Genomic DNA, 24,237 nt, shown 5'->3' with positions numbered 1-24,237 from the left:
TTTCCTTTAAAAAACTTTTTTAACGATGTAAAATTTTTGATGTGCATAAGGGATATAAAAAAATTTAATCTTTATGCCTGCTTTGTATGAACTAGGTTTCAAATCAAGTTTAGCGATCTTTGGATAGTCAAATCCACCTTGAAAATAAGGATTGCACCTTAAAATTCGCCACAAACTTAAAACAAAAGCGACAAAAAAATTTCTTTTTTCAAACTGCCATTTAGCGTATTCAGAACAGCTTGGATAAAAGCGGCAAACTCTAGGTTTTAATGGGCTTAAAAAATGCTGATAAAAAGCTATAGTCTTAATGCAAATCATCTTAAACATTGCAGTTTCTTAAGCCCCCATTTGATATTTTTCTCAAGCTTGTGAAAGCTTAGCTCATTGATCTCATCTTTGGCAATAAATACATATTTGCCCTGTATGAGCTCTTTTTCCACCTTACGAAAAAGCTCCCTTAAAAGCCTTTTTGCTCGGTTTCTCAGCACTGCCTTGCCAACTTTTTTGCTTGCAACTACTGCCATTTTGTTGCAAAAATGAGCTTGATAGTAGATGATAAAGCCTTCGCAGTGCCACTTCTTCCCTTCTTTGTAAAGGCGTGAAAATTCCCCAGCATCATTTATGCTTGGTGTTTTCACTACACAGCCAATCTTTTTCTGCCCTTTGCTCTTCTTGCATTAATTACTTTGCGTCCGTTTTTTGTTTTCATACGCACTCTAAAGCCATGTGTGCGTTTTTTAGGCGTCTTGTGCGGTTGGTAAGTTCTTTTCATTTCTTATCCTTAAAAATATAAATTTAAAGCTTGCTATTATAATCAAATATTACTTAAATTTGCTTTTAATTCACATAATTTTTAAGAGTATTTTTTATAATAATTTGTTAAATTTCCATTTTCAAATCAAAAACAAGGAACTAAAATGTTTAGCATACAAGAAGCACGCAAAGAAGATTTAGATGAAATTTTAGAAATGGTAAAAGAACTTGCTGAGTATGAAAATATGCTTGATGAGCTTGTTTGCACCAAAAAAGACTATGAAGAAAGCTTTTTTAAGGACAATTACGCCAAAGCTCTTATCTTAAGAGAACAAGGCAAAGCAGTTGGCTACGCGATGTATTTTTATACCTTTTCAAGCTTTTTGGGTAGAGGTGGAATGTATCTTGAGGACTTGTATATCAAAAAAGAATTTCGCAAAAAAGGCTATGCAAAAGCTGTTTTTAACTATCTTGCGAATATATGCAAAGAAAAAGGCTTAAAACGTCTTGAATGGGTTTGTCTTCATGACAATGAACTTGGCATTAATTTTTACACACGCTTAAACGCTGAAAATATGTCACTTAAATGGCGAACCTACCGCCTAGCAGGCGATACACTCAGCAAGCTTTTTTCATAAGATGAAAAGTCTTCGCTCTTTGCACTATCTTAAAGCTTTTGGGTATGAGTTTATCGACAAAGAACTTGATTTTACGCCTCAAAGCAAAGATTATGAAGAGTTGCGTTTAAAGGTGCAAAACTGCCAACTTTGCCCGCTTTCAAAAAGAAGACGATTTTGCATTATGCAAAACACTTTTAAGCATTATGGCTTAATGGTTGTTGGTGATTTTTTATCGACAAGTGAAAATGACAGCAAAACACTTTTAAACTCTGCTGAAGGGATAAAGCTTAAGCTTTTGCTTAAAGAAAATTTAGGCTTAGAGCGAGAGGATTTTTATATGAGCTATATTTATAAATGTTATAGCCAAAACAAAGATGATGATTTTGCGCTCAAGCAATGTTTGCCTTATCTTTTTGATGAACTTTTTTTTATCAACCCAAAAATCATTCTTTGTCTTGGAAAGCAAAGTTTTTATCATCTTGGCTTTGAGGATTTTACGCGTTTAAGAGGTGAAATTTTACATTTTAAACAAAGCTTTATTATGCCGAGCTTTGATATAAAATTTATACTCAAAAATCCAAGTTTTGAACAAGAATTTATCAAAGATTTAACAAAACTCAAAGCATTTTTATGAAACAATAAGCTTTTAATACTCAAGGAGAAAAGATGAAAAGTATTTTTTATACTCTTGCAATAGTCGTTTTTTTCAGCGCTTGCACGCTTACTCAAGCTCCAAAAACGATCATTGTTGGCGAAAATAACACAAGCAAAAAAGATTTTTCTAAAGATTCTTTAAGTAAGCTTGCTATTATCATTCCAGAAAAGACGATAAAAAGCTACTCAAGCACCATTATCAACGCAAGCTTTGCTTATCTTTTAAGACAAAACGCAAAGATTGATACTAAGGTTTTTCTTATCGGCATTGAAGATGAAGCAAGGATTAATAGAGTTTTAGCAGAGCTTGAAGCTGAGAATTTCCGTTTTGTCATCGCTGGCTTTACCTTAAAGGGCGCAAATATACTTGCAAAACATTCAAATGATATGATGTTTTTTATCCCTACACTGCATAAAAAAAATACGAATATAGACGCAAAAAATATCTACTTTGGGCGAATCGATTATGACGCTCAAATAGATAAACTTTTAAGCGAAGTAAATTCAAACAATATCGCTAGTTTTTATGATAATTCTGTGCTTTCAAACACGCTTCATCAAAGCATACTGAAAAAAGTCCCAAATGCAAGAACTTATAAAATCGAGGGCGAAAAGATTAATTTTGCTTCTGTGCTAAAGTCTAAGGGTCCTTTGCGTGGATCAAGCATTTTTTTAAACACGCCTTTGGTTACAAGCGCGATCATAAGCTCGCAACTTAGAGTTAATGATATAGAAGTGCAAAATATACTTTCTACGCAGATTGGCTACAATCCTATGCTTTTAAGTCTTACACAAAAAGAAGATAGAGCAAAACTTATCATCGCAAATTCTATAGCCAACAAAGATAAAACTCTAGCCTATTTGAATGAAAATTTTTCTCAAAGCATAGAATACAACTGGCTTGCATACGCCACTAGTGTAGGACTTAACTTCTTTTATACTTCTTTTATGGATAAAAGAAGCTCTTCTTTGTTTAGCGAAAGCATAGAAGATACTCAAGTTGTTTATGATATAAAGCTAATGAAGGCTTTAGAATTTAACTTTGCTGAGTACTAAAAAGCCTTACAAATGTCTCTTTAAGCTCCTTGCTCATCACTTGGGGCTTACTTTCTTTGACATATACAAGCACAAATTCAGCACTAAAAATCTTCTCTTCGCCCCTAAACAACTCTTGTTTGAGTAAAACAGAAGCGTTTTTTACTTCTAAAAGTTCATTTTTAACTTCTAAAATATCGCCTAATTTTGCTGATTTCACAAAAGCACAATTTGCCTTTGCAAGCAAAAAATGTCCTGTTTTTGCTTCAAAAATACTTGGATAAAGCTCAAAAAACAGCTCGCTTCTTGCTCTTTCGCAAAATTTTAAATAATTACTATGATACACCACCCCGCCAGCATCAGTATCTTCATAATATACTCTAATTTTCATTGCCTTTCCTTTCTTTTATATTATATCCTAAAAAGAACCAAATTTGTGCTTATAACGCTCAAGCATGCTTTTATTTCCCAACAATCCACCCTGATGAATGTATAACACAGGCTTTGTAAAAGCTTTTTGATACGCTAAAAGCGTTAAAAGCGCCACACTATCATATAAAAGATCAAATTCGATTTTACATTGCTTTAAAGCCTTGTGATAGATACTTAAAAGCTCTTTTTGAGGCTTTGCAAAATGAAATTTCAAAGGTGGCTCTAAAAAAAATAAATTTGAAAAATCATAATGCGGAATAAGCTTTGTAATTTGAGCCTTCACATACGCCTTATCGCCCACACATGCACATGAAAAAACCTTAAAACAAGAATGCTTTGCTAAAAAAGCTGCACTTGTACCTGTGCCTGAGGGCAAAAAAAGATCAAATTCTAAACCCAAGCACTCACTTTGCCTTTTAAGTTCTTCAGCAAGCTTTTGAAGTCCTAGTTCAGCTTCTTTACATGCCACTCCACAAGGGATAAAAACATCATCTTTTTCAAGCAAACTTAAAGCCTTTTGCTCTAAACTTAAATTTGAGGTATTTTCGATGATACATGCTTGATTTTTAAGAGCATAGGCAAAATTACCTTGAGGATTTTCTTTTAAAAAATTTGAAATTTTGGGTGTGATAAAAAGAAGCTTGAAGTCATTTTGTTTTGCAAAATCACTCAAGGCAGCCAAAGCATTGCTTTGCGTTGAACCAAAGCTTACAAAACGAGTGTTAGGCTTATACAAAGCCTTATTTTGCAAAAAATAATACAATTTTCTTGCTTTGTTGCCGTTGATAAGTCCTAAGGTATCATCTCTTTTAACATAAAATTCAAAGCCCTCAAGTGTAATTTTTTGAATAATGCTATCTTGCATCAAAAAACTGCTCGAGTCTTTTTAATAAAGCTTGGTTTGAAATGCTAAAATCAATCTTTATATAAGAGCCTTTATCATCGATTTTTGGGCTGACAAGCAAGAGTTTTTCTAAACGTTCATCTTTATAAAAAGAAAAAATAAAACTCATTAGCTCAAATGCCCTTCTTGAGGATAAATCAAGCCTATATGCAAACGAAGAGCCTTCATTGCTATAAGTTTCAATAATGATATTTTCAATACTTAAAGCCAAATTTTCATCTTTTAAAAGCAGATCAAAATACTCAGTTAAAACCTGTTTCAGCCTTGCTTTTACATCTTCTTTAAGCACATAAGAGCCTTCATTAAAAAGCATATTTGTGTTTAAATTCATCGAAGCAGTGTTTAAATCAAGTGTGATATGAGAATCAAGCTTGGCTTGAAGCTCTAAGATTAAAGCACTTTTTTGCACGCCAAAGCCATTGAGCTCATCTTTGAGTTTGTTAAAATCAGCCCTAAAGGAGCTTAGTTGTTCTTCTTTTTCATTTAAATGTGCTAAAAGGGTTAAAAACTCCTTATCTTGAATATTTAAAGCACTTATATTAAAGTCTTTTCCCAGCTTCTCTCCAAGTTCATAAAGACGGCTTTGACTTTGAACAAATTCCTTTTTTTCAAGCTCAAATTTTTCTTTTTGATTTTTTAAATCTTTTTGTTCGCTAACAATTTCAGTTTTTACAAGAGAATTTTTAAGCAAGAGCACCACGATGATAAGCAAAAAAATAAAAAGTAAGCCAGCCAATAAATTTGCATAAGTTAGATAAAAAAGACCGCTATCTTGCTTATTTTGCTTTTTCATTTCTCTTCGCTGTTTTTGTTTAACTTAGCAATCACTTCACTTGCTTCATTATCAAGCTCGTTCATTTCAGCTTTAAGCTGGCTCATCATTTCGATCTTATCATCTATGCTTCTTTCTTCTTCATACACTTCTTTAAATTCACGCATACCCTGAAGCAAACTATTTTTAAAACCTATAAAAATCTTTTCTTGATTTTCAAGCATAAGATCTTGATAATGCTCAAAATTGCGTTTGAAGTTTTCGATCTTTTCATCTAAAGAAAGTAAAGTTCGATCAAGATGCTGCGTTTTTTCAGAGCTAACATCTAAAAGGCGGTTGTATTGCTCACTCATTCTTGCAGTAATTTCTTTTAAATTTTGATTGAGTGTATTGATATTTGTCGTCATTTCAAGATAAATTTTACTTAAATCTTTTTGATTTCTGTGTGCTCTATTTAGCTCGCTCATCGTTTGTTTGATATGCTCGCTACTGACGCGAATAGCCTTTTCTTCAACATTAAGCATTTCTTGAAACAAGCCAAATTTTCGCTCTATACTATGATCAAGTTCTTTGAAAAATTCCTCATTACTGACTTGCTCAAAAATCACAGCAATTTTTTCAAAATGCTTTAAACCCTGAGTAAGATACCTTTGCTCAAGTTCTTCTTTGCTCCAAAAAAAGCCACTTGTAGAGCTTTTTTGTCTATCTAAAAGCTTTTGAATCTTACTTTGTCCAAATTTTTCAAAAAATACCCACCACAAAGCTAGAAAAATTCCATAAATGCTTACATAAAAAGCCGTAGATATACTACTTAAAAACTCAGAAAGTGCCAACTCAAAAGAACTTAAATCGCTACCCTTAAAACTTGGCATAGATAAAGCTATACTAATGAAAGTGCCTAAAATTCCCATCACAGCAAAGGAGCTTGGAGCTATGCTTGCAAAATTTTCATTACGATTAAAACGTATATAAGTATAAGCAAAGTCATCAAAACTCGCATTTGACTTTGTTTCTTTACCTATGCTGAGAAAATTTTTCATAATATAACGTTTTAAAGCTTGTTTAAACTCATCTTTTTGCTGCCAAAATATACAAGAAGCGTATTCTGCATTATGTCTTGCAAAAAACAAGGCGATAAACAAAATAACGCCCATTAAAATGAGATCACGAAGCTCTACCTTAAAATCAATATAGCTAAAATACCCAGCCACAAAAAAAAGATAGAGTAAAATAGGAAAGAAAACAATCTTTGAATATACTAAAAAATCTTTTCTCTCCTTGAGCTCTGGTAAAATAAGTTCTGAAATTTCTTGCTTATCTTTATCCATAAATGCTTAATTCCTTGCTATGCAGTTTAAGTCCTCAAAGGCTATCTCAAGACGTTTGATCATACTTTCTTCTCCTGCTCTTAGCCATACTCTAGGATCATAATACTTTTTATTTGGTTTATCATCACCTTCTGGATTGCCAATTTGAGCTTGTAAATACGCCTTGTTTTTTGCCTCATAACCACGCACGCCGTCCCAAAAAGCCCACTGCGTATCAGTGTCGATATTCATCTTAATCACACCATAACTCACCGCATCTTTAATATCTTTCAACTCGCTACCACTTCCACCATGAAAGACAAAATTTACAGGCTTGTTACTTGCAAGCTTAAACTTTTCTTTAACAAAAGCTTGTGAGTTTTTCAAAATTTCAGGTTGTAAGCTTACATTGCCCGGTTTATATACTCCATGCACATTACCAAAACTTGCGGCGATTGAGAAATTTGGGCTGATTTTTAAAAGTCTTTCATAGGCTAAAGCCACATCTTCAGGCTGAGTGTAAAGCTTAGCATTATCAATGCCAGTATTATCCACGCCATCTTCCTCGCCACCCGTGCAACCAAGTTCTATCTCTAAACTTATGCCAAGCGGAGCAAGTTTTTTAAGATAAGCTTCACAAGTGCTTAAGTTTTCTTCTAAACTTTCTTCACTTAAATCAAGCATATGAGAGCTAAAAAGGGCTTTTCCGTGCTGCTTTTTATGATCCTCGCTAGCTTTGATAAGCCCATCAATCCAAGGCAAAAGTTTGCGTGCTGCATGATCTGTGTGTAAGATCACAGGCACGCCATAATGCTTAGCAAGCAAATGTACATGCAAAGCACCGCTAATAGCTCCTAAAACATCGGCATTTTCGCAAGCTTTCCCAGCTACAAATTTAGCTCCACCATTACTAAACTGAATGATAACAGGAGAATTTACCTTTTTTGCGCTTTCTAAAACAGCATTGATTGAATTTGTGCCAACGACATTTACAGCTGGTATTGCAAAACCTTCGCTTTTGGCGTATTCATAGACTTTGTTAAGTTCATCGCCACTCACTACGCCAGCTTTTACAAATTCTAAAACGCCCATTATTTAATCTCAACTTTTGCTTTTGTGAATAGTTCTTGAGCCTTTTGCTGCAAGATTTTATTCACTTCTTCTTTTTTGAGTTCGTTTTCTATAACATCACGCACTTGTTTATCTTTTTCAGTGTATTGCTTTCTTGCTCTTGAATCTTCTTTAAGTATGATATGGTAGCCAAATTGTGTTTTTACCGGCGTTTTTGACATTTCGCCCTTCTTTAAAGAAAAAGCTGCATCAGCAAATGGTTTTACCATACTTTGAGCATCAAACCAACCAAGATCGCCTCCTCTTGCTGCTGAACCCGGATCTTTTGATCTTGTGCCAGCAAGTTCGGCAAATTTTTGAGTTAAAGCATCACCTTTGAGGTTTTTAAGCTCGTTAATGATATTTTTTGCTTCAGCTTCATTTTCTACTAAGATATGACGTGCTTTTGCAGCAGCTGGATCAACAAAAGCTTGTTTGTTTTTATCATAAAAAGCTTTGATTTGTGCGTCGCTTATTTTTACATTTTGGGCAAGTTTTTGTTGATATACAACCATAGAAATTTGGTTTTTAGCTCTTTCAAGTTCTTTTGCATACAAAGGATCTTTTTCAACATTGGCTTTTTTAGCTTCTTCAAGTATGAGTTGTTCGGCTATATACTGAGTAAGCACCATTTGTTTTTGCTGAGCTGGTAGGGTTGTAATGCTTTGTCCTCTTAAAAGTGGAGCTAAGTCTTCATTGACTTGAGTATCTGTGATATCTTTGCCATTAACGCTTGCGACTACAGCAGCATTTGCAAGTGTGCCAGCAACAAGCAAACTTGCTGTGATGAGTGAAAGTTTTTTCATTATTTTTCCTTTTAAAAATGAGATTTGTTTGAATTATAACGAAGTTTTGTTAAGGCTAATTAACTAAAATAAAAAAATGAAAAGAAACTTAGAAATCAAAAATTTATTTTTAACACATTTTGATAAGGCTAGAACAGAGCTTGTGTTTTCTAACCCTTATGAACTCATAGTTTGCGTTATGCTCTCAGCACAATGCACCGATAAAAGAGTAAATTTAATCACTCCAGCTTTATTTCAAGCTTATCCAGATGTAAAAAGCCTTGCAAAAGCGAATCTAGCAAGTGTAAAACATTTCATTCAAAGCTGTTCTTTTTTTAATAACAAGGCTGAAAATCTCATCAAAATGGCTAAGGCTGTATGTGAGAAATTTAAAGGCGAAATTCCACTTAATGAAGCGGATTTAAAGTCTTTAGCTGGTGTGGGACAAAAAACAGCTCATGTGGTGCTTATAGAATGGTGCGGGGCAAATTTTATGGCAGTTGATACGCATGTATTTCGCGTTTCTCACCGCTTAGGCTTAAGCAAGGCAAAAACGCCTGAAGCCACAGAAGAGGATTTGACGCGAATTTTTAAGGATAATCTCAACACCCTTCATCAAGCTATGGTGCTTTTTGGGCGATATACTTGCAAGGCTAAAAATCCACTTTGCAAAGAATGCTTTTTAGCTCATTTATGCAAAAGCAAAGATAAAACGCCAGCTTAAAAATACCTTTGTATTTAGGATAAAATCGAGTATATAAAAGAGGAAAACAATGAATAATATTCAAAAACAACTCCTTGAAAATAAGGAGTTTGAAGATATAAATGAGCTTGATCGTTTGCTTACGCCTGATTTTAAAGCAAATTTAAGTTTTAATGAGGCTGTGAATTTAAACTTTGATGAAACGCATTTAAAACACTTGAATTTGAGCTTAAAAGTTTTAAACGAAAGGATAAAAGAGCTTGCTTTAAGATTAAAACCTTGGCGAAAAGGTCCCTTTTGCATTAATGAGCTTTTCATCGATAGCGAGTGGCAAAGCTTTGTTAAATTTGATATTTTAAAGCCTTTTATGAATGAGCTTGAAGGCAAAATCGTTGCTGATGTGGGGTGCAATAATGGTTATTATATGTTTAAAATGCTTGAGTTTAAGCCTGCAAAAATCATAGGTTTTGATCCTTGTTTGCGTCCTTTTTTGCAATTTCATCTTTTAAACACACTTGCAAGAACTAATATCGCTTTTGAGCTTTTGGGTGTTGAGGATTTAAGTGCGTTTTGTATGCAAGCTAAGCTTAAATTTGACTTTATTTTTTGCCTTGGTGTTTTATACCATAGAAGCGATCCGCTTAAAACTTTAAAACAATTAAAAATGGCTTTAAATAAAGGTGGGGTTGTGTTTTTAGATACTATGTATATAGAAGATGAAAGAGAAATTGCTTTGATTCCTCGAAAAACTTACTCAAAAATTGCAAATATTTTTTTCATTCCGTCGATATTAGGCTTACGCAATTGGTGCGAAAAAGCTGGTTTTTCTCATTTTGAAGTATTGGCTACTAGGGATACGGACGAATTTGAACAAAGAACAACAGCTTGGAGTGAAGGATATTCGCTTAAGGATTTCTTAAGCGAAGGAGATAAGAAGAAGACTTTAGAAGGCTATGATGCACCTAAACGCGTATATGTTAAATTAAAGGTTTAAGATGATTAAACAAAATTCGAATTTTGATGATTTTACTCAGCTTGAGCAGTATGTAAGTCAAGAAGAGCTTGCCCATATCAAAACCGAGCTTATGACTTGCCCTGAGATAAACAATGCTTTGTGTGGCACGATATGTGAGCTTTCTAAAAATCATGCCAAGTCCATTTTTATCAGCTCTCCTGAAATGGCGATTGATGATCAAGGCTTGATCTTTGAAGGTTTTGTTTTTGCTGCTGCAAATTATGTCGCTCAAGCTGCTATAAATAAAGAATACTCCATCATTATATCAGCAAGATCTTCATTTTACGCCCCTTTAAAGCTAGGTGATGTGCTGATACTTGAAGCCCAAGCCTTGTTTGATGAAACTTCCAAAAAACGAGAAATACGAGTTATAGGGCATGTAAATGATATAAAAGTATATGAGGCAAGCATGCAAGCTGTGGTAACTGAACAGCATATATTCAAGCTCAAACGCCCACCAAGCAATGTAACTCAAGCCCCAGCAGCCGAAGAAGAAAATCCAGCACCAGCAGTAAGCCCTGACGCAGCAGCTCTTGCTATGCTTAACTCAGCTAGCAAATGATTATCTTGGTGCAAGGGGCAAGTTGATCCAATTTTTGGGACATTCTTCATGATAAGTCCCGCTTGCATCATAATAAGGCTTACAATCATCATAAAAGCGATTTGATATGCCCCTTTCGCTGATATAGCAAGCATTCAATGCAAGCACACACAAACACAATGCCAACTTTTTCATTATTTTTCCTTGAAAGAATGAGTTTTTCGCCATTTATAAGGCTCTATAGGTTTTTTATCCGCCCAAAGCCCAAGTTTTTTGCTTTTGGCTAGGTTTTGTTCAGCAACATAAGCTTGCGTATAGTAACTATACGCCCACGCAAAGCCATTTTCTACCATTATTTTGTTGATATCTTTACCTTCAAGCTCAATCACGGCTAAGATTCTATCATATTTATCTGTGTCTTTTTTGATCACTTTTACTTCTTTGCCAGCGACAAGCGAGGCTAAAAATTCCTTTGATTTTTTGCCAAAGGCTTGATTTGACTCAGGCGCATCTATGCCAAAAAAACGCACTCTATAATTTTGCTTATTTTTATCTAAAACCTCGATAGTATCACCATCTATCACTCTTACAACTTGGGCTTTAAAGCTGGTATTATAACTCGCAAAAGAATTTAAAAGAAAAATCAAGCCAAAGGCTATAAGTAAGAGCATAAGACGTTTTGGATCGTTAATCGCCCTTCTTAAATTCAACGCATTTTTATAATTTATCTTCATTATAAGCCTTGTGTTTTTTTGTAATTATAGTAAATTTTTATGCAAATTATGGTAAATTCTATTTTTATTTAAGATAATATCTTGTGATATGCCTTTATTTTGAGTGTTTGAAGTATGTTTATGCGTTTTATTTATATCATTTTTTTTGTAGTTTTGAGCTTGTATTTTTTAACTCCGATTTTTTATAGCTCAAGTCAAAACTCAACTTCAAAAGAACAGAATCTAAGCACCATAAAACAAAGCTCAAGTTTTGTTTTAACTAAACCAAATAGCACCCAAACCCAGCCCCAAATTCAAGACAATAATACAAGTAAAATAATACAAGAAAAAAGTTTGCTTGAAATTTTTGCTTTTATACAAGATGATGAAAGTATTTATTTTTCATGTGAAAAAAAAGATGAAAATACAAGCTGTGATGAAGCTAGACTTGACTTTTTTATCAATGAAGCTCAAAGCCAAAGTTTAAGAAGCGTGCAAAAAAATGAGGATTCTTTTGTTTTTGAAAACTCCTTTTATCTTTATGAGTTTATACCTAAACACCACATTCTTAAAATCAAAAATAAAACAAATTTAGCTTTTTCTCAAGAGTTTGCTTTGCATAAAATGCCTTTTTTAAAAACAAGTTTAATGCAAAGTAAATTTAAGCCCGATGAGTTTGTATTTGAAAGCTCAAATTTAAATCTTGAAGAAAAACTTTTTGATGATAAAATGAAGCTTTTTAGCGATAAAAAGCATTGGCAATTATGGCGAGATAATAGCTTAAAAAGCTATTATCTACACACACTCATCAATTCGACTTGGTATCTTTATCAAAATGATTTTAACAAAGGCTTTTTAAGCGATGAATTAAGCATAACTTTACAAAAAAAGGATAAAGACTTTTTCATCGCTTTTGTTACGCCAAAGCATTATAAAAAAATGCGAATTTTAGATCTTAAACATACTGAGAATTTATATATTTTTAAGCTTGATGGGCTTGATTTTATGCTTGTGGCTGAGATGATAAATACTCATTTTGCACAATGGTGGAAAATAAAACTTGATGCTATGGGTGTAAGAGCAAAGATTTTTGGCACGCAAGATCCAAACACTCTTTTTAGTAATGATACGCAAGGCTTGGAGCTAAGGCTAAGTGATATGGGGTGTAAGGATTGTAATGAACTACAAGAGTGAAGAACAAATAAGACTGATGAAGCTCTCTACAATAGATCAAAATCACTAACATAAAATCAAAACGCAAGCTTTTATCATTCAATAATAAATAATTTTTACGCGTAAGATAAAATTAAAAAAAGTTTTTTTGTAAAGCTCTTTGAAATAAAAAAAGATAAAAATTAAAAAAAATATAAGCAAAAAAAGCCCTTACAAGGGCTTTTTTATAATCACAAACCCTCAAAAGGATTTGTAACTACATTTTTTCTATCAACGATATATGGGATCAATGCAACATGTCTGGCGCGTTTGATTGCTTTTTCTACCATTTCTTGGTATTTTTTGCTTGTACCTGTTAAACGACGTGGCATAATCTTAAATCTCTCAGATAAAGCATGCTTAAGCATCGCTGTATCTTTATAGTCGATAAATTCAACCTTTGCCTCAGTGTATTTGCAATACTTGCGTGAATATTTTCTCTTTTCAGCCATTGTTTTTCCTTTTTAAAATGGTAATTCGCTTTTATCATCGACATCATAATCATCAATGTCGATTTCTTTTAGCTTTTCTTCTTGATAATTTTGGTTTTGATTGGCTCGCTTATTAGCGTTAAAATTGCTATTTGAAGGGCTTTTATTCATATCGCTTGCGTATGGATCATAACTTTGCTGTGTTTTATTTGGTGCATAGTTTTGATTTGCATTGCCTGCAAAATTTCCTTGTGGGTTTGGACTTGAGCCTAACATTTCCATATTTTCTACATATATGCTGTGTTTTGAGCGATTTTGTCCGTTTTGATCGCTCCACTGCTCAAATCGAAGCCTTCCTTCAATAAGCACTTTACTTCCCTTTGAAAGATATTGATTGGCTACTTCTGCCGTGCGTCCAAAAAAACTTATATCGATGAAACAAGTTTCTTCTTTTTTTTCGCCATTTGCTCCATTATACCTTCTTGTTACAGCGATTGCTGAAGAGCCTATAGCACTGCCTGAGGGCATATAACGCATTTCTATATCTCTGGTTAAATTGCCTACCAAAACAACTTTATTAAACATTGAATTTCCTTAAACTTCTGGAGCGTCTAAAGGTTTAATTTCCTTTTTAGCTTGCTTGACACCATGACTAAGCTTTTCCCAAGCAGCGATTTCTTGCTTATTTTCATACTTAACAATTAAGAATCGTATCACTTCTTCAGTGATTTTAAGCACCCTTTCAAGCTCAGCAATAAAGCTTGGCTCGGCTTTAAAATAAATCACAAAATAAGTCCCTCTTTCGTATTTTTTAATCACATACGCAAGCTTTCGTGTTCCCATTGGGATAACAGACTCAATTTGTGCGTTATTTCTAGTGAGGAGTTCTTTAACGAATTCCAACTTTGCATTCACCTCTTCTTCGGTGAGCGTAGGTTTTAAGATAAATAAAACCTCATAATGTCTCATTTTTTCTCCTTATGGATAATATAGCCTATTTTCATAGGCAAGGATTTTGCTTTTTAGAGCAAGGCTTTATTATATTAAAATTTTACTTAAGTTTTAATGAAAGCAAAAAGCTTTAATTTTTAAAGATAAATTGCAGGTTTAAAATAAAAAGCTACAAAGCTTGACTTTTTATACAAAAAAGGCAAACTTTGCTAAAATCACGATAACAAAACCCAAACAAAAGACTATCTTATGCGTATAAGCTGCGAGTGGATTTACTCTTTTAAGCACAAGTTTAAAACACAAGGCATTAAGCACAAAACACACTATGACAAGGGCTAGAATGATTTTTATACTCAAAAGAGTTTGCAAAGGTGTATCAAAAAAACCTTTTGAAAAACCTATATATGAGCTCATCATTGCCCCACCACTTAAAACAAGCAAAAGCACACAAACAGGCATTATTTTCACGCCTACTTTCATAACAGGAGTTAAAATCTCACTTGTTTTTTGCTCGCCAAAAGCTTTTTTCAAGCGACTCAAAAGCACCACATCAGTAAAAATAAAACCCAAGAAAATAATCGCACAAAGCAAATGAAGGGTTAAAAAATACGGATATAAAATTTGCATAGAACATAACCTCTTAAAATAATTTTGATTTATTTTACATAAAAATTGTGTTTGTGTTTTTGATTTATGTTAAATTTTTTTAAAAAAATAAGTTTAAAAACAAATAAAGATTGTCAAGATTAGATAAGCTCAAGCCAAAAGGCTTGAGTATAGATTTTATGCACGACTTGTTGGTGTATCATGCACTATGCTTACCGCACCTTTTATATCACTAAGCACAGCACAAGCTGCTTCTGCACCGCTTCCCATCGCGCAAGTTACCATTGTTGTAACTCCAGAAGCTAAGCCACCTACATAAATGCCCGGTTTTACTTCTTGGCGTCCGCTATAAGCAAGGCGAATTTTGCCCGGTTTATTCATCAACTCATGAGGCTTAACTATATCGCCTAAGCCAGAAATTTCAAATTTTGAAGCACCTGTAGCAAGGATAATATACTCAGCTTTTATCTCCTCAGCAGCCCCCTTAAGGCTAAAATCCCCCTTAGAGCCACTAATTTCGCTAATCGTGCCACTTACATATTTCACTTTTAGCAAGTCATCAATTTGTTTTTTTGTGTGCTCAATAATCTCTTTACCTTGAATCCCTTTTGGAAACAAAGGCACATTATAAATCGCAACAGCCTTCAAATCCGCCTTGTCATCATCGATGATAGTGATATCAAAATCAAGTTCAGCATTTTTTGCTGAAGCTAAAACTAAAGCCGCGCTCAATCCTGCTATACTTCCACCAACTATGGCTACTGATTTTTTCATCTTTTCTCCTTTTATTTTAAATATGAAAAAATTGTAACAGCCAAACTTAAATAAATGATAAATAAAGCCTTATTTAAGCTCTTTTTTATTTTTAAGGATTTGACTAAGTTCAAGTAAGGTGGCAATAAGAAATTCTTTTTTGATGAGTTTTGAATTTGTTTTAAGTTCATATTCACTTTGCAAACATAAAAAAAAGATTTTTTGATACTGAGCTAGACTTAATGCAAAGGCTTGCATTTGAAGCTTGCTAGCTACATTTGGCGGTGGGGCATAACCTAAAAGCTCTTTTAAATCAACCTTGCCATAAATTTTAGCATACAAGTTAATCTTAAAAAGGCGGTAAAAATTGCTTGACAAAGAGTTAAGCAAGGCAATTTCGTTAAAATTTTCTAAGAATTTTTCAAGCTCAACTCTTAAATCTTTACCTTGCAAAAGCTGCTCAAAAAAACTTTCAAAACCAAGCACACTAAGACTAAAACAATACTTTTCAACCACATTTTCATCTATACTTAAGCCAGCGAATTTATTAAGCTCACTTGAAGCAAGATATAAGTTTTCATCAAAATTTTGATATAAAAAAAGCAAGGCATTATGCGTTGCGTTAATGCCAAGTTCTTTTGCTTTTAAACTTAAAAGCTCTATACCTTCTTTGGCTGAGCTTGGTTTAAAAAATCGTGCAAAATTATTCTCAAAGCTTTTTTCAAGCTCGTTTTGTCTGCTTGACTCATCATAGAGTTCAAGCAAAAAGAAGTTATCCTCGCTTTGTTTGCAAAGACTAATTAAAGCCTCAAGCTCTTTTTTGCTAGGCTTTTTAAAGCATTTTAATTCAAGCAGTTTTTTTTCGCTAAATAAAGAAGCACTCGCCAAATAATCACTCGCCCTTGCAAAATCATACTCCTCAAAATAAAGCTTTAAGCATTCATCAACACCAAATTTTTCTTTAATAAAGCTTGCAAAAAGCTCGGTTTGAAAATCATCTGCCCCATATAAAGCAAAAAAATGCGGAAAATAATTGCCTTTTAATAAATTCTGCAAATCCTTTCTATACATTTTTTCGCTCCAAGCTCTCTAAATTTTGTGTAATTTTAGCAAAAATTTTCGCCATTATAATATCAACATCACAAATTTCAAGCTCAACTTTTTGAAGTAAATTTGCACTTTCATCAAGCAAAATCAGTTCTGCGCCTTTAAGCTCATCATCAAGTTTGGCTATATTAATATTGATATTTTCACTTACAAAAGCTCTAAAACGCTCATGTAAATGCTTCTTTGCCCAGCGAGCAAATTTCCTATCCATAAAGTCAAACGCCACCTTATCAGCTTCTCGTTCAAGCACGCTTAAACTTTCACAAGTGCTATTTATGTTTAAAAGCAAATATTTAAAGGTTTTTTCATCTTTTCTTAATTTTGCTTTTAAAAGCCTATGTAAAATAAGATCAGAATACCTTCTAATAGGACTTGTAAAATGAGTATAGCGCTCAAAACCCAAGCCAAAATGTCCTAAATTTTCACTCGCGTATTCAGCTCTTTTTTGTGCTTTGATGATAAGCTTATCAACTTCTTCTCTAATGCCTAAATCCTGGGCTAAAGTTTGCACATCTTTGATAAATTCAAACAAATTTGCTTTTAATTTTGCGTCAATGCCAAGGCTAGCTAGCTCTGTGATAAGCTTAGTGATTTTTTTGCGATCAGCTGGAAGATGATTTCTAAAAACGCCCGTTTCTATGAGCTTTGCAGCTACTTTGTTTGCCAAAAGCATACAATCTTCGATCAAGGCATGTGAAGGCGTATCGCTCTCATAACGCGTGGCTACAAGCTCTTGCTTTTCATTTAAGATCATTTTAAGCTCTAAAGTATGAAACTCAAAGGCATTTTTAAGACGTCTTTTTCTAAGTATTTGTGTTAGCTTAAAAAGCGCATAAAGCCAGTTAAATGTACCTAAATTTGGCTTTTTTTCTAAAAATTCATCAACCTCATCATAATGAAATCTTGCTTTTGAATTAATAATCCCCTCAAAAAGCTCTTCTTTAAGCACTTCGCCAGTTTTATCAAAGCTAAATTTAAAACCAAAAACAAGACGATCTTCATTTGGCTTTAAAGAACAGATATTTTCACTTAATTTTCGAGGCAACATAGGAATGGCTTTGTGTGGAAAATAGATCGAAAAACCCCTTGCCCTTGCTTCTTTATCTAAGGCACTATAAGCAGCCACATACTCGCTCACATCAGCAATCGCTACAAAAAGTTCTCTTGCTTTTTCATCATAAAAGATCGCATCATCAAAGTCTTTTGCGTCGATTGGATCGATAGTACAAAAGTTTAAATGCCTCAAATCAAGCCTGTTTTCATACATACTTGCTTCAACAAAATCCCCATACGCCTCAGCTTCCTCAAGACAAGCTTGCGTAAAAGCCTCGTTTTTATTATATAAAGCAAGTGAAATTTTCTCATCAACACACTCATCATCGATATGCCCTAGAACCTCAACTATAGTGTTGTTTTCATTTTCTACCTTAAATATAGTGCCAAGTGGCAGGGCTTTAAGGCTTTTTTGACTTGCATTCAAACTTTGCATTAAGCCTGTTTTGATATTCATACCAAGTATAAGATTGCCTTGTTTTTTACTCACAAGCAAGGAGCTTTTATTTGCCCTTTTAAGCACCATTACAACTTTAGCTTTTGGACGTTTTTTACGCAAGGGCAAAAGCTTGCAAACGACTATATCTTGATAATTTGCTGTGTTTAAGTCTTTGTGCTCTATAAGCAAATCCCTTTCAAAGCCTTCATTAAAGACTTCTAAAAAGCCTGTTTGTTTGCTTGAGATGTCTATTTTTCCAAAAACAAAGCCGTTGTTAAGGTAAAATTTATGCTTGTATTCTTTGACTATGTCTTTTAAGACAAGCTCTCTTAAAATTTGCTTAAATTCATTGAGAAGCTGCTTTTCTTCAAGTCCAAAGCTGAGTGCTTTTAAAAATTCTTTCACTTTTCTATCTTTGTAAATATATATTTTTAAGTTTTAAACACAATTTTACACAAAAAATATTTAAAAAGAATGTTTATTTGTTATAATTTCCTAATTTTTTAAAAATAAAAGGCTGAAAATAATTCATTATGTTTAAAAATAAAACCCTTATTCTTTTTGTATTTATTGGCATTATCCTACTTTGCGGGCTATTTTTTGTTTTTATGGATTTTGATCCTAAAGAAGAACTTAAACTCGCACAAGAAAATACGCTTCATCAAATTCAAACACAAGAAGAAAATGAAAGCAAAAAGCTTATAAAAGGTTTATTTGCTGATTATATAGCTGATGATGAAAATAACACAAGCAAGGACACCCTCACTCTTTGGCAAAGTCAAGAAAAAAACACCACAGAAACAAATGCTACAAATGAATTTTTTGCAAATTTCAAACTCAGCCAAAATCAAATTTTACATAATCAAAAAGCATATTTTGACTTTTTTGCACTTCCTTTAGAACCCTTAAAAGAAGAAAATTTAAGCACCTTGTCAAACAAAAATGAAACAAATATCACACTTGAACTCAATACAAGTTTAAGCCAAAACGACACATCGCAACTGCCTCAAAAACCACAAAACATAAATTTCAAAAATAATACAAAAAAAGCTAAACTCGCCATCATTATCGATGATATAGCAAGTAAAGATCAAGTAAAAGCGCTTAAAAAAACAGGGCTTAAACTCATACCTTCTTTTTTTCCAAGCGATAAAAACCACCCTCGCACAAAGGAATTTGCAAGAGAATTTGACTTTTTTATGGTGCATTTGCCCTTAGCTGCTCTTCATTTTAAAGGAGAAGAAAGAAGAACTTTACAGCCAAATGATACTCAAGAACACATTGATGCAAGGATAGCTGAAATTGATAAAGATTTTGTTGGCTTAAAATTTATCAACAATCATACAGGAAGCTTATTTACCAGCGATGAAAAAGCTATGGAAAAATTGTTTAAAGCTTTTAAAAAATATAATTTTATCTTTGTGGATTCTGTAACTATAGGCTCGAGCAAGGCTGTGAAGCTTGCCCCTCAATTTCAAAAGTTATATATCAAAAGAGATATTTTTCTTGACAATGAAGATGATGTGAAAAAGATCAAAAAAGAGCTTGCAAAGGCTGTTGCTTTAGCTCACAAAAAGGGTTTTGCTATAGCTATAGCCCACCCACGCAAAAACACCTTTAAAGCTTTAGAACAAAGCAAAGATTTACTTCAAAGCGTTGATCTTGTGTATTTGAATGAAGTGTATGAGTATGATTAAAGCACTTGATGAACTGCCAAATGAACTTTTAAGCCTTAAAAATCCACCTTCAAAGCTGTATTATAGAGGAAATTTAGCCTTACTTAAAAAGCCAAAAGTTGCGATTATTGGCTCAAGAAAGATGAGTGTTTATACCAAAGAATGCGTTTTAGAGCTAGCTTCTTTGCTTTCAAAACTTGGTGTTTGTGTGGTAAGTGGTGGGGCAATTGGCGTTGATATTAATGCTCATTTAGGAGCTATGCCTTGCACTATAGGCGTTTTTGCTAATTCACTTGATCTGATTTATCCTCAAAGTAATGCTCCTATCATCAAACAAATTTATGAAAAAGGCTTAGCTCTAAGCGAAAAAGAAAAAAACTACAGCCCAAAACGTTACGACTTTTTACTAAGAAATCGCCTTATCATAGCGCTTTGCGAACATATTATCATCGCTGAAGCGGATTTGAAAAGTGGCTCTTTTGCGAGTGCAAATTTAGCTTTGGATTTAGGTAAAAAGCTTTTTGTGTTGCCTCAAAGAAAAGATGAAAGCAAGGGCACAAATTTTTTACTTGCCCAAAACAAAGCTCGTCTTATTTATGATTTTAATGACTACGCCTCGCACTTTGGCACACTCATACAAAAAGAACAAGATGATGCATTTTTAAGCTTTTGCAAGCAAGGTGTAAGCTTGGAAGAAGCTTTAGCTCGGTTTGGATCAAAAGTCTATGAATACGAGCTTGAAGGCAAGATAGATATACAAGGTGTATTTATAAAGGTGCTTGAATGAATACTTTAGTGCTTGATTGGGGTTTAAAACGCATGGGTGTTGCACTTTGTATAAATTCTCAAGTTGCTATCCCTCTTCAAGCTATATTAAGAAAAAATCGCAATCAAGCCGCAAATGAACTTAAAAAACTTTTAAAAGAGTATCAAATTTCACTTTTACTTGTTGGCAAAGGCTCAAATTCTGATGAAAGTATGCAAAAAAGGATAAGACATTTTATCTCTTTACTTGATTTTAAGGGTGAAGTTTGCTTTATAGATGAAAGTTTTACGAGCAAAGACGCTTTAAAACTTACCTCTTTAGGCACACAAAAAGATGGCAAGAGTGATTCTTTAGCGGCTTTGCTGATGGCAAAGGATTATTTTGGCTTACTTTGACTTAAAAGCCTATCTTATAGGACTTTACGGACAAGACTTAAGCCAAAAGATTTTGCACTCTTTTACACAAAATAAAGACATAGGCGTGTTTGTCAATAGTTTAAAATGCGATATTTTAAATTTTGAAAAAGAACTTACAAAAGCAAATATTGCTTTTAAACAAATCGATGAAAATTTTTATAAAATCGCCTTTTTAGATAAAAGCACGCTCACTCATCTTCAAATTTTCTCACAAGGCTTTTTTTATGTGCAAAATTACAGCTCATATTTGTGTGCGAAAAACCTTGATCCAAAAAGCGATCAAAACGTGCTTGATCTATGTGCAGCGCCGGGTGGAAAGAGTATAAATTTAGCCAATTTTATGCAAAATAAAGGCGAATTAGCCTGTGTTGAGGCAAGCAAAGAACGTTTTTTTACACTTAAAAACAACCTTGTGCGTTATGGGGTAAGGGCAAAAGCCTTTCATAAAGATGGTAAAATCATAGGGCGACTTTGTCCTTTGAAATTTGATAAAATCTTACTTGATGCCCCATGCTCAAGTTTTGCAAAATTTGGCCTCAACTTAGAAAAAAGTCCAAAAGAACTTAAAAACATAGCCTTGCTTCAAAAAAAGCTCTTACACTCTGCCTTAAAAGCTCTAAAAAGAGGTGGAGAATTAGTATATAGCACCTGCACCTTTTTAAAAGAAGAAAATGAAGAAGTGCTTGAAAATGCTTTAAATAGTGAGTTTGAATTTGAGTTTTTGCCTTTAAAGCTTGACAATATTACAAGCATTGAGGCTTTTTCAACACATAAAAAACTTACAAATAACGCAAGAAGAATCATCGCTGATGATTTTAATGATGGCTTTTTTATCGCTAAAATCAAAAAGTTGTGAAAGCTCTCACTTTGCAAGTAATGCATGTATATCTAAGCTTGAACCTTAAAAATAAGGCTCAAGAAAAAATCAAAACAAAGTCTTTTAAAATGATCAGTCAATTTTTTTAGGCTTTGCTTCTTTAGCGTATTTAAGTCCTAAATCATAAGCTTTTGCGTTTGCTTCTCTTGTTTTTGGTGGCACGCTTTCAAGCATGATTTCTTTTAAAAGTTCTAAGTCTATACACTTGCTCATAAAAGCTGCTATTGCTAATGCAACAACTGATTGAGTAGCCACATTGCCAGCTTCATCTTTAGCTATAGTGATGATAGGGATTTCAAATACCTGCCATTTTTTATAATCCTCGTCCTTTGCATGCACCAAATTTGGCTCGATAACGATGATACCTCCGGGTTTTACTCCATCTTTAAAGCCATGATAGCCCTTATCAGCAGTTGCGAGCATAAACTCGATCTCGCCTTCTGTTGCATAAGGAAAAAGTATATCCTTATCATCAATAACTATATCAACCTTTGTGGGACCGCCCCTTACTTGAGAAGTATAGGTTGAAATTTTAAAAGCAAAACGTCCGCTTTTAATCGCCGCGTCAGCTAAAATTTCACCAGCCGTGATTACGCCTTGTCCGCCTTCGCCTCCAAATCTAAGCTGATGTCTCATTTTAACGCTCCTAAATCAACCATTCTTTTTTCTTTCATCGCCCTACGCACTTCTTCATACGCATGACAATACTCTGCCCTACTTTCATCTTGATAAAGTATGCCTGTAGGGAATTTATCCACCCTTTGTTCATAATCCATCTTTTCAAATTTATCCTTATCCACAACCCTGCCCTTGATCCAATCAAGCATTTGCACAGCCTCACCCATCTTGTTTTTGCGCCCTAAGTTAATATGGCAGTTTGAAAAAACATCAACAAAGCTATAGCCATTATGAGCTAAGGCTTTATAGATAAGATTTTCAAGTTTAGCTGCTTCGATAACATTGCCCCTTGCAACAAAGCTTGCACCAGCTGCGATAGTCAGCTTACATGCGTCAAAATTTGGATCGATATTGCCCTTTTGAGCTGTAACAGTGTAAAAGCCAAGTGGAGTTGTAGGTGAGGTTTGCGAATTTGTAAGCCCATAAATGAAGTTATTAATCAAAATATGCGTTAAGTCTATATTACGTCTGCAACCATGTATGGTATGATTGCCGCCAATTGCCAAGGTATCGCCGTCCCCACTTACGACTATGACTTTTTTGTTTGGATTTGCTAGCTTTATACCTGTAGCATAAGCAATAGCCCTGCCATGCGTTGTATGAACGGTATTGCAATTCACATAAGAACTCATACGCCCCGAACAGCCAATGCCTGAAACAAGACATACATCATCCATCTTCCAGCCTATCTTTTGCACTGCTCTAATGATGCATTTTAAAACTACTCCATCTCCACAGCCCCAGCACCACTGCGTAGGCATTTTATCTACGCGTAAATATTCATCATAATCAAAAGCCATTTTATAAATTCTCCTTAATCTTTACCATAATCTCACTTGGTGTTAAAGGGCGTCCATTTGCTCTTAAACAAGGGATAAGATCATCTCTTTTGCTCGCTCTTTGCACTTCCTCAAGATACTGCCCCATATTGAGCTCGCATACCATTACCTTTTTGAATTTATTTACCACCTCAGCGATCTTTTTTTCATGCACTGGATAGAGTGTGATAGGACGAAAAAGCCCTACTTCTATACCTTGATCTTTAAGCCTTGCGATAGCTTCTTTGACCGATCTGCTTGTGCTTCCATAAGCAATGATTAAAAGCTCGGCTTTTTCTAGGTTGTATTCTTCAAATTTGCAAATTTCATCTTTGCGGCTATGAATTTTGCCAAATAAACGCTCGATATTGTATTTGACTATATCGCCATCTTCTGTTGGAAAGCCTATATCTCCGTGATGAAGCCCGGTAATGTGATAGCGGTAGCCCTCAAAGAAAGGATTAAGCGTAGCTGGCTCATTCATAGGTGCAGCATAAGGCTTATATTCTTTTTTATCGCCACTAAATTTAGCTCTATTAATGATCTCAAGTTCGTTTAATTCTGGTAATTTTGCCTTGCCATTCATATGTCCTACGGTTTCATCAAGAAGTAAAAATACCGGAGTCATAAGCTTTTCAGCTAAATTAAAAGCACGAATAGTTTCAGTGTAGGATTCTTCTAAGCTTGCTGGAGCTAAAGCAATGCTTGCAAAATCCCCATGCGTAGGAGCTTTTGCCTGCCAAAGATCGCCTTGTGCCACGCGCGTAGGAAGTCCAGTTGAAGGACCGCCTCGCATAACATTTGCGATAACCAAAGGAATTTCAGCGATAAAAGCATAACCGATTTGCTCGCTTTTAAGTGAAATCCCAGGACCGCTACTTGCTGTCATAGCCTTAGTTCCACTCATTGAAGCACCTATACTTACGCTAATGCCTGAAATTTCATCTTCCATTTGAATGAAAGTGCCATCATTTAAAGGTAAAAGCTTTGAAAGCTCGTGTGCGATTTCTGAACTTGGAGTGATGGGATAGCCTCCAAAAAACCTACAGCCGCATTCTATGGCTGCTTTTGCCACTAGGACATTGCCCGTTGATATTAATTCTCTCATTG

General features: G+C 34.2%; 32 protein-coding genes. 11 read left to right on the top strand and 21 right to left on the bottom strand.

The annotated features are described in order from the left end of the window. Positions 1-6 precede the first annotated feature (6 nt). Genes yidD through rpmH form a run of 3 tightly spaced genes read right to left on the bottom strand, consistent with a single transcriptional unit; the run spans position 7 to position 772 of the window. Positions 7-327 carry a membrane protein insertion efficiency factor YidD gene (yidD, locus tag CQA38_RS04735; protein ID WP_137632837.1) on the bottom strand — a complete coding sequence of 107 codons (321 nt, stop codon included), beginning with the start codon at positions 325-327 and terminating at the stop codon, positions 7-9. Continuing rightward, complete coding sequence (rnpA, locus tag CQA38_RS04730) at positions 315-638, bottom strand: ribonuclease P protein component (RefSeq protein WP_170999470.1); 324 nt, start codon at positions 636-638, stop codon at positions 315-317. Before rnpA ends, yidD begins: the two co-directional genes overlap by 13 nt. Then, positions 638-772, bottom strand: a complete 135-nt coding sequence (gene rpmH / locus CQA38_RS04725) for a 50S ribosomal protein L34 (protein WP_004277342.1) — start codon at positions 770-772, stop codon at positions 638-640. Before rpmH ends, rnpA begins: the two co-directional genes overlap by 1 nt. A gap of 145 nt (positions 773-917) precedes the next feature. Here rpmH and CQA38_RS04720 point away from each other — a divergent pair, with 145 nt between their 5' ends. The 3 genes from CQA38_RS04720 to CQA38_RS04710 are packed head-to-tail and all read left to right on the top strand — an operon-like array spanning position 918 to position 3,083. Next, complete coding sequence (locus CQA38_RS04720) at positions 918-1,391, top strand: GNAT family N-acetyltransferase (protein ID WP_137632836.1); 474 nt, start codon at positions 918-920, stop codon at positions 1,389-1,391. Between the two features lies 1 nt (position 1,392). Then, positions 1,393-2,007, top strand: a complete 615-nt coding sequence (locus CQA38_RS04715) for a uracil-DNA glycosylase family protein (RefSeq protein WP_137632835.1) — start codon at positions 1,393-1,395, stop codon at positions 2,005-2,007. A gap of 32 nt (positions 2,008-2,039) precedes the next feature. Then, positions 2,040-3,083: a hypothetical protein gene (locus CQA38_RS04710; RefSeq protein WP_137632834.1), complete on the top strand. Its 1,044-nt coding sequence runs from the start codon at positions 2,040-2,042 to the stop codon at positions 3,081-3,083. Here CQA38_RS04710 and CQA38_RS04705 read toward each other — a convergent pair. From CQA38_RS04705 to CQA38_RS04680, 6 genes are read right to left on the bottom strand one after another with little or no spacing between them, the layout of a single operon-like run. Further along, on the bottom strand, positions 3,064-3,453 hold the full coding sequence (locus CQA38_RS04705; protein WP_137632833.1) for a YbgC/FadM family acyl-CoA thioesterase: 390 nt from the start codon (positions 3,451-3,453) through the stop codon (positions 3,064-3,066). The two genes, CQA38_RS04710 and CQA38_RS04705, sit on opposite strands and share 20 nt — an antisense overlap. A gap of 27 nt (positions 3,454-3,480) precedes the next feature. Then, positions 3,481-4,359, bottom strand: a complete 879-nt coding sequence (locus CQA38_RS04700) for a 1-aminocyclopropane-1-carboxylate deaminase/D-cysteine desulfhydrase (RefSeq protein WP_137632832.1) — start codon at positions 4,357-4,359, stop codon at positions 3,481-3,483. Beyond that, positions 4,349-5,191: a hypothetical protein gene (locus CQA38_RS04695; protein WP_137632831.1), complete on the bottom strand. Its 843-nt coding sequence runs from the start codon at positions 5,189-5,191 to the stop codon at positions 4,349-4,351. The genes CQA38_RS04700 and CQA38_RS04695 overlap by 11 nt, the downstream gene beginning before the upstream one ends. Then, positions 5,188-6,498 (bottom strand): MotA/TolQ/ExbB proton channel family protein, encoded by a 1,311-nt coding sequence (locus CQA38_RS04690; protein ID WP_137632830.1) that lies wholly within the window; start codon positions 6,496-6,498, stop codon positions 5,188-5,190. Before CQA38_RS04690 ends, CQA38_RS04695 begins: the two co-directional genes overlap by 4 nt. Positions 6,499-6,504: 6 nt before the next feature. Then, a complete protein-coding gene (gene fbaA / locus CQA38_RS04685; RefSeq protein ID WP_137632829.1) occupies positions 6,505-7,569 on the bottom strand; it encodes a class II fructose-bisphosphate aldolase in 1,065 nt (354 codons plus the stop codon). Next, on the bottom strand, positions 7,569-8,393 hold the full coding sequence (locus tag CQA38_RS04680) for a peptidylprolyl isomerase (RefSeq protein ID WP_137632828.1): 825 nt from the start codon (positions 8,391-8,393) through the stop codon (positions 7,569-7,571). Before CQA38_RS04680 ends, fbaA begins: the two co-directional genes overlap by 1 nt. Before the next feature lie 76 nt (positions 8,394-8,469). Between CQA38_RS04680 and nth the strand changes: the two genes are divergently transcribed. The 3 genes from nth to CQA38_RS04665 are packed head-to-tail and all read left to right on the top strand — an operon-like array spanning position 8,470 to position 10,652. Further along, positions 8,470-9,096: an endonuclease III gene (gene nth / locus CQA38_RS04675; RefSeq protein ID WP_137632827.1), complete on the top strand. Its 627-nt coding sequence runs from the start codon at positions 8,470-8,472 to the stop codon at positions 9,094-9,096. A gap of 49 nt (positions 9,097-9,145) precedes the next feature. After that, the gene (gene cmoB / locus CQA38_RS04670) at positions 9,146-10,069 is read left to right on the top strand and encodes a tRNA 5-methoxyuridine(34)/uridine 5-oxyacetic acid(34) synthase CmoB (protein ID WP_137632826.1); all 924 of its coding nucleotides are present in this window, start codon (positions 9,146-9,148) and stop codon (positions 10,067-10,069) included. Positions 10,070-10,073: 4 nt separating this feature from the next. Beyond that, positions 10,074-10,652, top strand: coding sequence for a hypothetical protein (locus tag CQA38_RS04665; RefSeq protein WP_249355197.1), 579 nt, complete (start codon positions 10,074-10,076; stop codon positions 10,650-10,652). Here CQA38_RS04665 and CQA38_RS09190 read toward each other — a convergent pair whose 3' ends face one another. Together CQA38_RS09190 and CQA38_RS04660 are read right to left on the bottom strand one after the other, a co-directional pair. Continuing rightward, on the bottom strand, positions 10,653-10,826 hold the full coding sequence (locus tag CQA38_RS09190; protein ID WP_170999469.1) for a hypothetical protein: 174 nt from the start codon (positions 10,824-10,826) through the stop codon (positions 10,653-10,655). Beyond that, entirely contained in the window at positions 10,826-11,365 is a 540-nt protein-coding gene (locus tag CQA38_RS04660) for a thermonuclease family protein (RefSeq protein WP_137632824.1), read from the bottom strand. Before CQA38_RS04660 ends, CQA38_RS09190 begins: the two co-directional genes overlap by 1 nt. Positions 11,366-11,479: 114 nt before the next feature. Here CQA38_RS04660 and CQA38_RS04655 point away from each other — a divergent pair, with 114 nt between their 5' ends. Further along, on the top strand, positions 11,480-12,538 hold the full coding sequence (locus tag CQA38_RS04655) for a hypothetical protein (protein WP_170999468.1): 1,059 nt from the start codon (positions 11,480-11,482) through the stop codon (positions 12,536-12,538). 209 nt (positions 12,539-12,747) lie between these two features. On the opposite strand, the gene rpsR is transcribed toward CQA38_RS04655, so the two are convergent. The 7 genes from rpsR to CQA38_RS04620 all read right to left on the bottom strand — a co-directional run bounded on the left by rpsR (position 12,748) and on the right by CQA38_RS04620 (position 18,301). Next, entirely contained in the window at positions 12,748-13,008 is a 261-nt protein-coding gene (gene rpsR / locus CQA38_RS04650; RefSeq protein ID WP_034906620.1) for a 30S ribosomal protein S18, read from the bottom strand. A 12-nt stretch (positions 13,009-13,020) separates the two neighbouring features. Then, a complete protein-coding gene (locus CQA38_RS04645) occupies positions 13,021-13,572 on the bottom strand; it encodes a single-stranded DNA-binding protein (protein WP_137632822.1) in 552 nt (183 codons plus the stop codon). Positions 13,573-13,581: 9 nt separating this feature from the next. Continuing rightward, a complete protein-coding gene (gene rpsF, locus CQA38_RS04640) occupies positions 13,582-13,956 on the bottom strand; it encodes a 30S ribosomal protein S6 (RefSeq protein ID WP_137632821.1) in 375 nt (124 codons plus the stop codon). A gap of 168 nt (positions 13,957-14,124) precedes the next feature. Beyond that, entirely contained in the window at positions 14,125-14,565 is a 441-nt protein-coding gene (locus tag CQA38_RS04635) for a copper resistance protein CopD (RefSeq protein WP_137632820.1), read from the bottom strand. A 156-nt stretch (positions 14,566-14,721) separates the two neighbouring features. Next, a complete protein-coding gene (locus tag CQA38_RS04630; RefSeq protein ID WP_137632819.1) occupies positions 14,722-15,318 on the bottom strand; it encodes an NAD(P)/FAD-dependent oxidoreductase in 597 nt (198 codons plus the stop codon). Positions 15,319-15,387: 69 nt separating this feature from the next. Continuing rightward, positions 15,388-16,368, bottom strand: coding sequence for a DNA polymerase III subunit delta (gene holA / locus CQA38_RS04625; RefSeq protein ID WP_137632818.1), 981 nt, complete (start codon positions 16,366-16,368; stop codon positions 15,388-15,390). Continuing rightward, positions 16,361-18,301, bottom strand: coding sequence for a ribonuclease R family protein (locus CQA38_RS04620; RefSeq protein ID WP_137632817.1), 1,941 nt, complete (start codon positions 18,299-18,301; stop codon positions 16,361-16,363). Before CQA38_RS04620 ends, holA begins: the two co-directional genes overlap by 8 nt. A 128-nt stretch (positions 18,302-18,429) precedes the next feature. Between CQA38_RS04620 and CQA38_RS04615 the strand changes: the two genes are divergently transcribed. Genes CQA38_RS04615 through CQA38_RS04600 form a run of 4 tightly spaced genes read left to right on the top strand, consistent with a single transcriptional unit; the run spans position 18,430 to position 21,610 of the window. Beyond that, positions 18,430-19,593: a divergent polysaccharide deacetylase family protein gene (locus CQA38_RS04615; RefSeq protein WP_249355184.1), complete on the top strand. Its 1,164-nt coding sequence runs from the start codon at positions 18,430-18,432 to the stop codon at positions 19,591-19,593. After that, positions 19,586-20,359 (top strand): DNA-processing protein DprA, encoded by a 774-nt coding sequence (locus CQA38_RS04610; protein WP_249355194.1) that lies wholly within the window; start codon positions 19,586-19,588, stop codon positions 20,357-20,359. The genes CQA38_RS04615 and CQA38_RS04610 overlap by 8 nt, the downstream gene beginning before the upstream one ends. Continuing rightward, positions 20,356-20,733, top strand: coding sequence for a Holliday junction resolvase RuvX (ruvX, locus tag CQA38_RS04605; RefSeq protein WP_137632815.1), 378 nt, complete (start codon positions 20,356-20,358; stop codon positions 20,731-20,733). Before CQA38_RS04610 ends, ruvX begins: the two co-directional genes overlap by 4 nt. Before the next feature lie 49 nt (positions 20,734-20,782). After that, positions 20,783-21,610, top strand: a complete 828-nt coding sequence (locus CQA38_RS04600) for an RsmB/NOP family class I SAM-dependent RNA methyltransferase (RefSeq protein WP_249355192.1) — start codon at positions 20,783-20,785, stop codon at positions 21,608-21,610. Positions 21,611-21,703: 93 nt separating this feature from the next. Here the strand turns inward: CQA38_RS04600 and CQA38_RS04595 are convergent, their stop codons facing one another. The 3 genes from CQA38_RS04595 to CQA38_RS04585 are packed head-to-tail and all read right to left on the bottom strand — an operon-like array spanning position 21,704 to position 24,235. Next, a complete protein-coding gene (locus tag CQA38_RS04595; RefSeq protein ID WP_137632814.1) occupies positions 21,704-22,267 on the bottom strand; it encodes a 2-oxoacid:acceptor oxidoreductase family protein in 564 nt (187 codons plus the stop codon). Beyond that, entirely contained in the window at positions 22,264-23,109 is an 846-nt protein-coding gene (locus CQA38_RS04590; protein WP_137632813.1) for a 2-oxoglutarate ferredoxin oxidoreductase subunit beta, read from the bottom strand. The genes CQA38_RS04595 and CQA38_RS04590 overlap by 4 nt, the downstream gene beginning before the upstream one ends. Before the next feature lies 1 nt (position 23,110). Next, on the bottom strand, positions 23,111-24,235 hold the full coding sequence (locus CQA38_RS04585) for a 2-oxoglutarate synthase subunit alpha (RefSeq protein ID WP_137632812.1): 1,125 nt from the start codon (positions 24,233-24,235) through the stop codon (positions 23,111-23,113). Positions 24,236-24,237 lie beyond the last annotated feature (2 nt).

Origin of the sequence: Campylobacter sp. MIT 12-5580 (assembly GCF_005406235.1) — a bacterium.
Classification (GTDB): domain Bacteria; phylum Campylobacterota; class Campylobacteria; order Campylobacterales; family Campylobacteraceae; genus Campylobacter_D.
The sequence above is the reverse complement of the archived record's forward strand: the minus strand, read 5'-3'. Positions and strand labels throughout refer to the sequence as shown.

Excerpts from the sequence above, each read along its gene's own strand:
- yidD (WP_137632837.1), bottom strand. The coding sequence starts at position 327 with ATGTTTAAGATGATTTGCATTAAGACTATAGCTTTTTATCAGCATTTT.
- rpmH (WP_004277342.1), bottom strand. The coding sequence starts at position 772 with ATGAAAAGAACTTACCAACCGCACAAGACGCCTAAAAAACGCACACAT.
- CQA38_RS04720 (WP_137632836.1), top strand. The coding sequence starts at position 918 with ATGTTTAGCATACAAGAAGCACGCAAAGAAGATTTAGATGAAATTTTA.
- CQA38_RS04715 (WP_137632835.1), top strand. The coding sequence starts at position 1,393 with ATGAAAAGTCTTCGCTCTTTGCACTATCTTAAAGCTTTTGGGTATGAG.
- CQA38_RS04710 (WP_137632834.1), top strand. The coding sequence starts at position 2,040 with ATGAAAAGTATTTTTTATACTCTTGCAATAGTCGTTTTTTTCAGCGCT.
- CQA38_RS04705 (WP_137632833.1), bottom strand. The coding sequence starts at position 3,453 with ATGAAAATTAGAGTATATTATGAAGATACTGATGCTGGCGGGGTGGTG.
- CQA38_RS04700 (WP_137632832.1), bottom strand. The coding sequence starts at position 4,359 with ATGCAAGATAGCATTATTCAAAAAATTACACTTGAGGGCTTTGAATTT.
- CQA38_RS04695 (WP_137632831.1), bottom strand. The coding sequence starts at position 5,191 with ATGAAAAAGCAAAATAAGCAAGATAGCGGTCTTTTTTATCTAACTTAT.
- CQA38_RS04690 (WP_137632830.1), bottom strand. The coding sequence starts at position 6,498 with ATGGATAAAGATAAGCAAGAAATTTCAGAACTTATTTTACCAGAGCTC.
- fbaA (WP_137632829.1), bottom strand. The coding sequence starts at position 7,569 with ATGGGCGTTTTAGAATTTGTAAAAGCTGGCGTAGTGAGTGGCGATGAA.
- CQA38_RS04680 (WP_137632828.1), bottom strand. The coding sequence starts at position 8,393 with ATGAAAAAACTTTCACTCATCACAGCAAGTTTGCTTGTTGCTGGCACA.
- nth (WP_137632827.1), top strand. The coding sequence starts at position 8,470 with ATGAAAAGAAACTTAGAAATCAAAAATTTATTTTTAACACATTTTGAT.
- cmoB (WP_137632826.1), top strand. The coding sequence starts at position 9,146 with ATGAATAATATTCAAAAACAACTCCTTGAAAATAAGGAGTTTGAAGAT.
- CQA38_RS09190 (WP_170999469.1), bottom strand. The coding sequence starts at position 10,826 with ATGAAAAAGTTGGCATTGTGTTTGTGTGTGCTTGCATTGAATGCTTGC.
- CQA38_RS04660 (WP_137632824.1), bottom strand. The coding sequence starts at position 11,365 with ATGAAGATAAATTATAAAAATGCGTTGAATTTAAGAAGGGCGATTAAC.
- CQA38_RS04655 (WP_170999468.1), top strand. The coding sequence starts at position 11,480 with ATGTTTATGCGTTTTATTTATATCATTTTTTTTGTAGTTTTGAGCTTG.
- rpsR (WP_034906620.1), bottom strand. The coding sequence starts at position 13,008 with ATGGCTGAAAAGAGAAAATATTCACGCAAGTATTGCAAATACACTGAG.
- CQA38_RS04645 (WP_137632822.1), bottom strand. The coding sequence starts at position 13,572 with ATGTTTAATAAAGTTGTTTTGGTAGGCAATTTAACCAGAGATATAGAA.
- rpsF (WP_137632821.1), bottom strand. The coding sequence starts at position 13,956 with ATGAGACATTATGAGGTTTTATTTATCTTAAAACCTACGCTCACCGAA.
- CQA38_RS04635 (WP_137632820.1), bottom strand. The coding sequence starts at position 14,565 with ATGCAAATTTTATATCCGTATTTTTTAACCCTTCATTTGCTTTGTGCG.
- CQA38_RS04630 (WP_137632819.1), bottom strand. The coding sequence starts at position 15,318 with ATGAAAAAATCAGTAGCCATAGTTGGTGGAAGTATAGCAGGATTGAGC.
- holA (WP_137632818.1), bottom strand. The coding sequence starts at position 16,368 with ATGTATAGAAAGGATTTGCAGAATTTATTAAAAGGCAATTATTTTCCG.
- CQA38_RS04615 (WP_249355184.1), top strand. The coding sequence starts at position 18,430 with ATGTTTAAAAATAAAACCCTTATTCTTTTTGTATTTATTGGCATTATC.
- CQA38_RS04610 (WP_249355194.1), top strand. The coding sequence starts at position 19,586 with ATGATTAAAGCACTTGATGAACTGCCAAATGAACTTTTAAGCCTTAAA.
- ruvX (WP_137632815.1), top strand. The coding sequence starts at position 20,356 with ATGAATACTTTAGTGCTTGATTGGGGTTTAAAACGCATGGGTGTTGCA.
- CQA38_RS04595 (WP_137632814.1), bottom strand. The coding sequence starts at position 22,267 with ATGAGACATCAGCTTAGATTTGGAGGCGAAGGCGGACAAGGCGTAATC.
- CQA38_RS04590 (WP_137632813.1), bottom strand. The coding sequence starts at position 23,109 with ATGGCTTTTGATTATGATGAATATTTACGCGTAGATAAAATGCCTACG.
- CQA38_RS04585 (WP_137632812.1), bottom strand. The coding sequence starts at position 24,235 with ATGAGAGAATTAATATCAACGGGCAATGTCCTAGTGGCAAAAGCAGCC.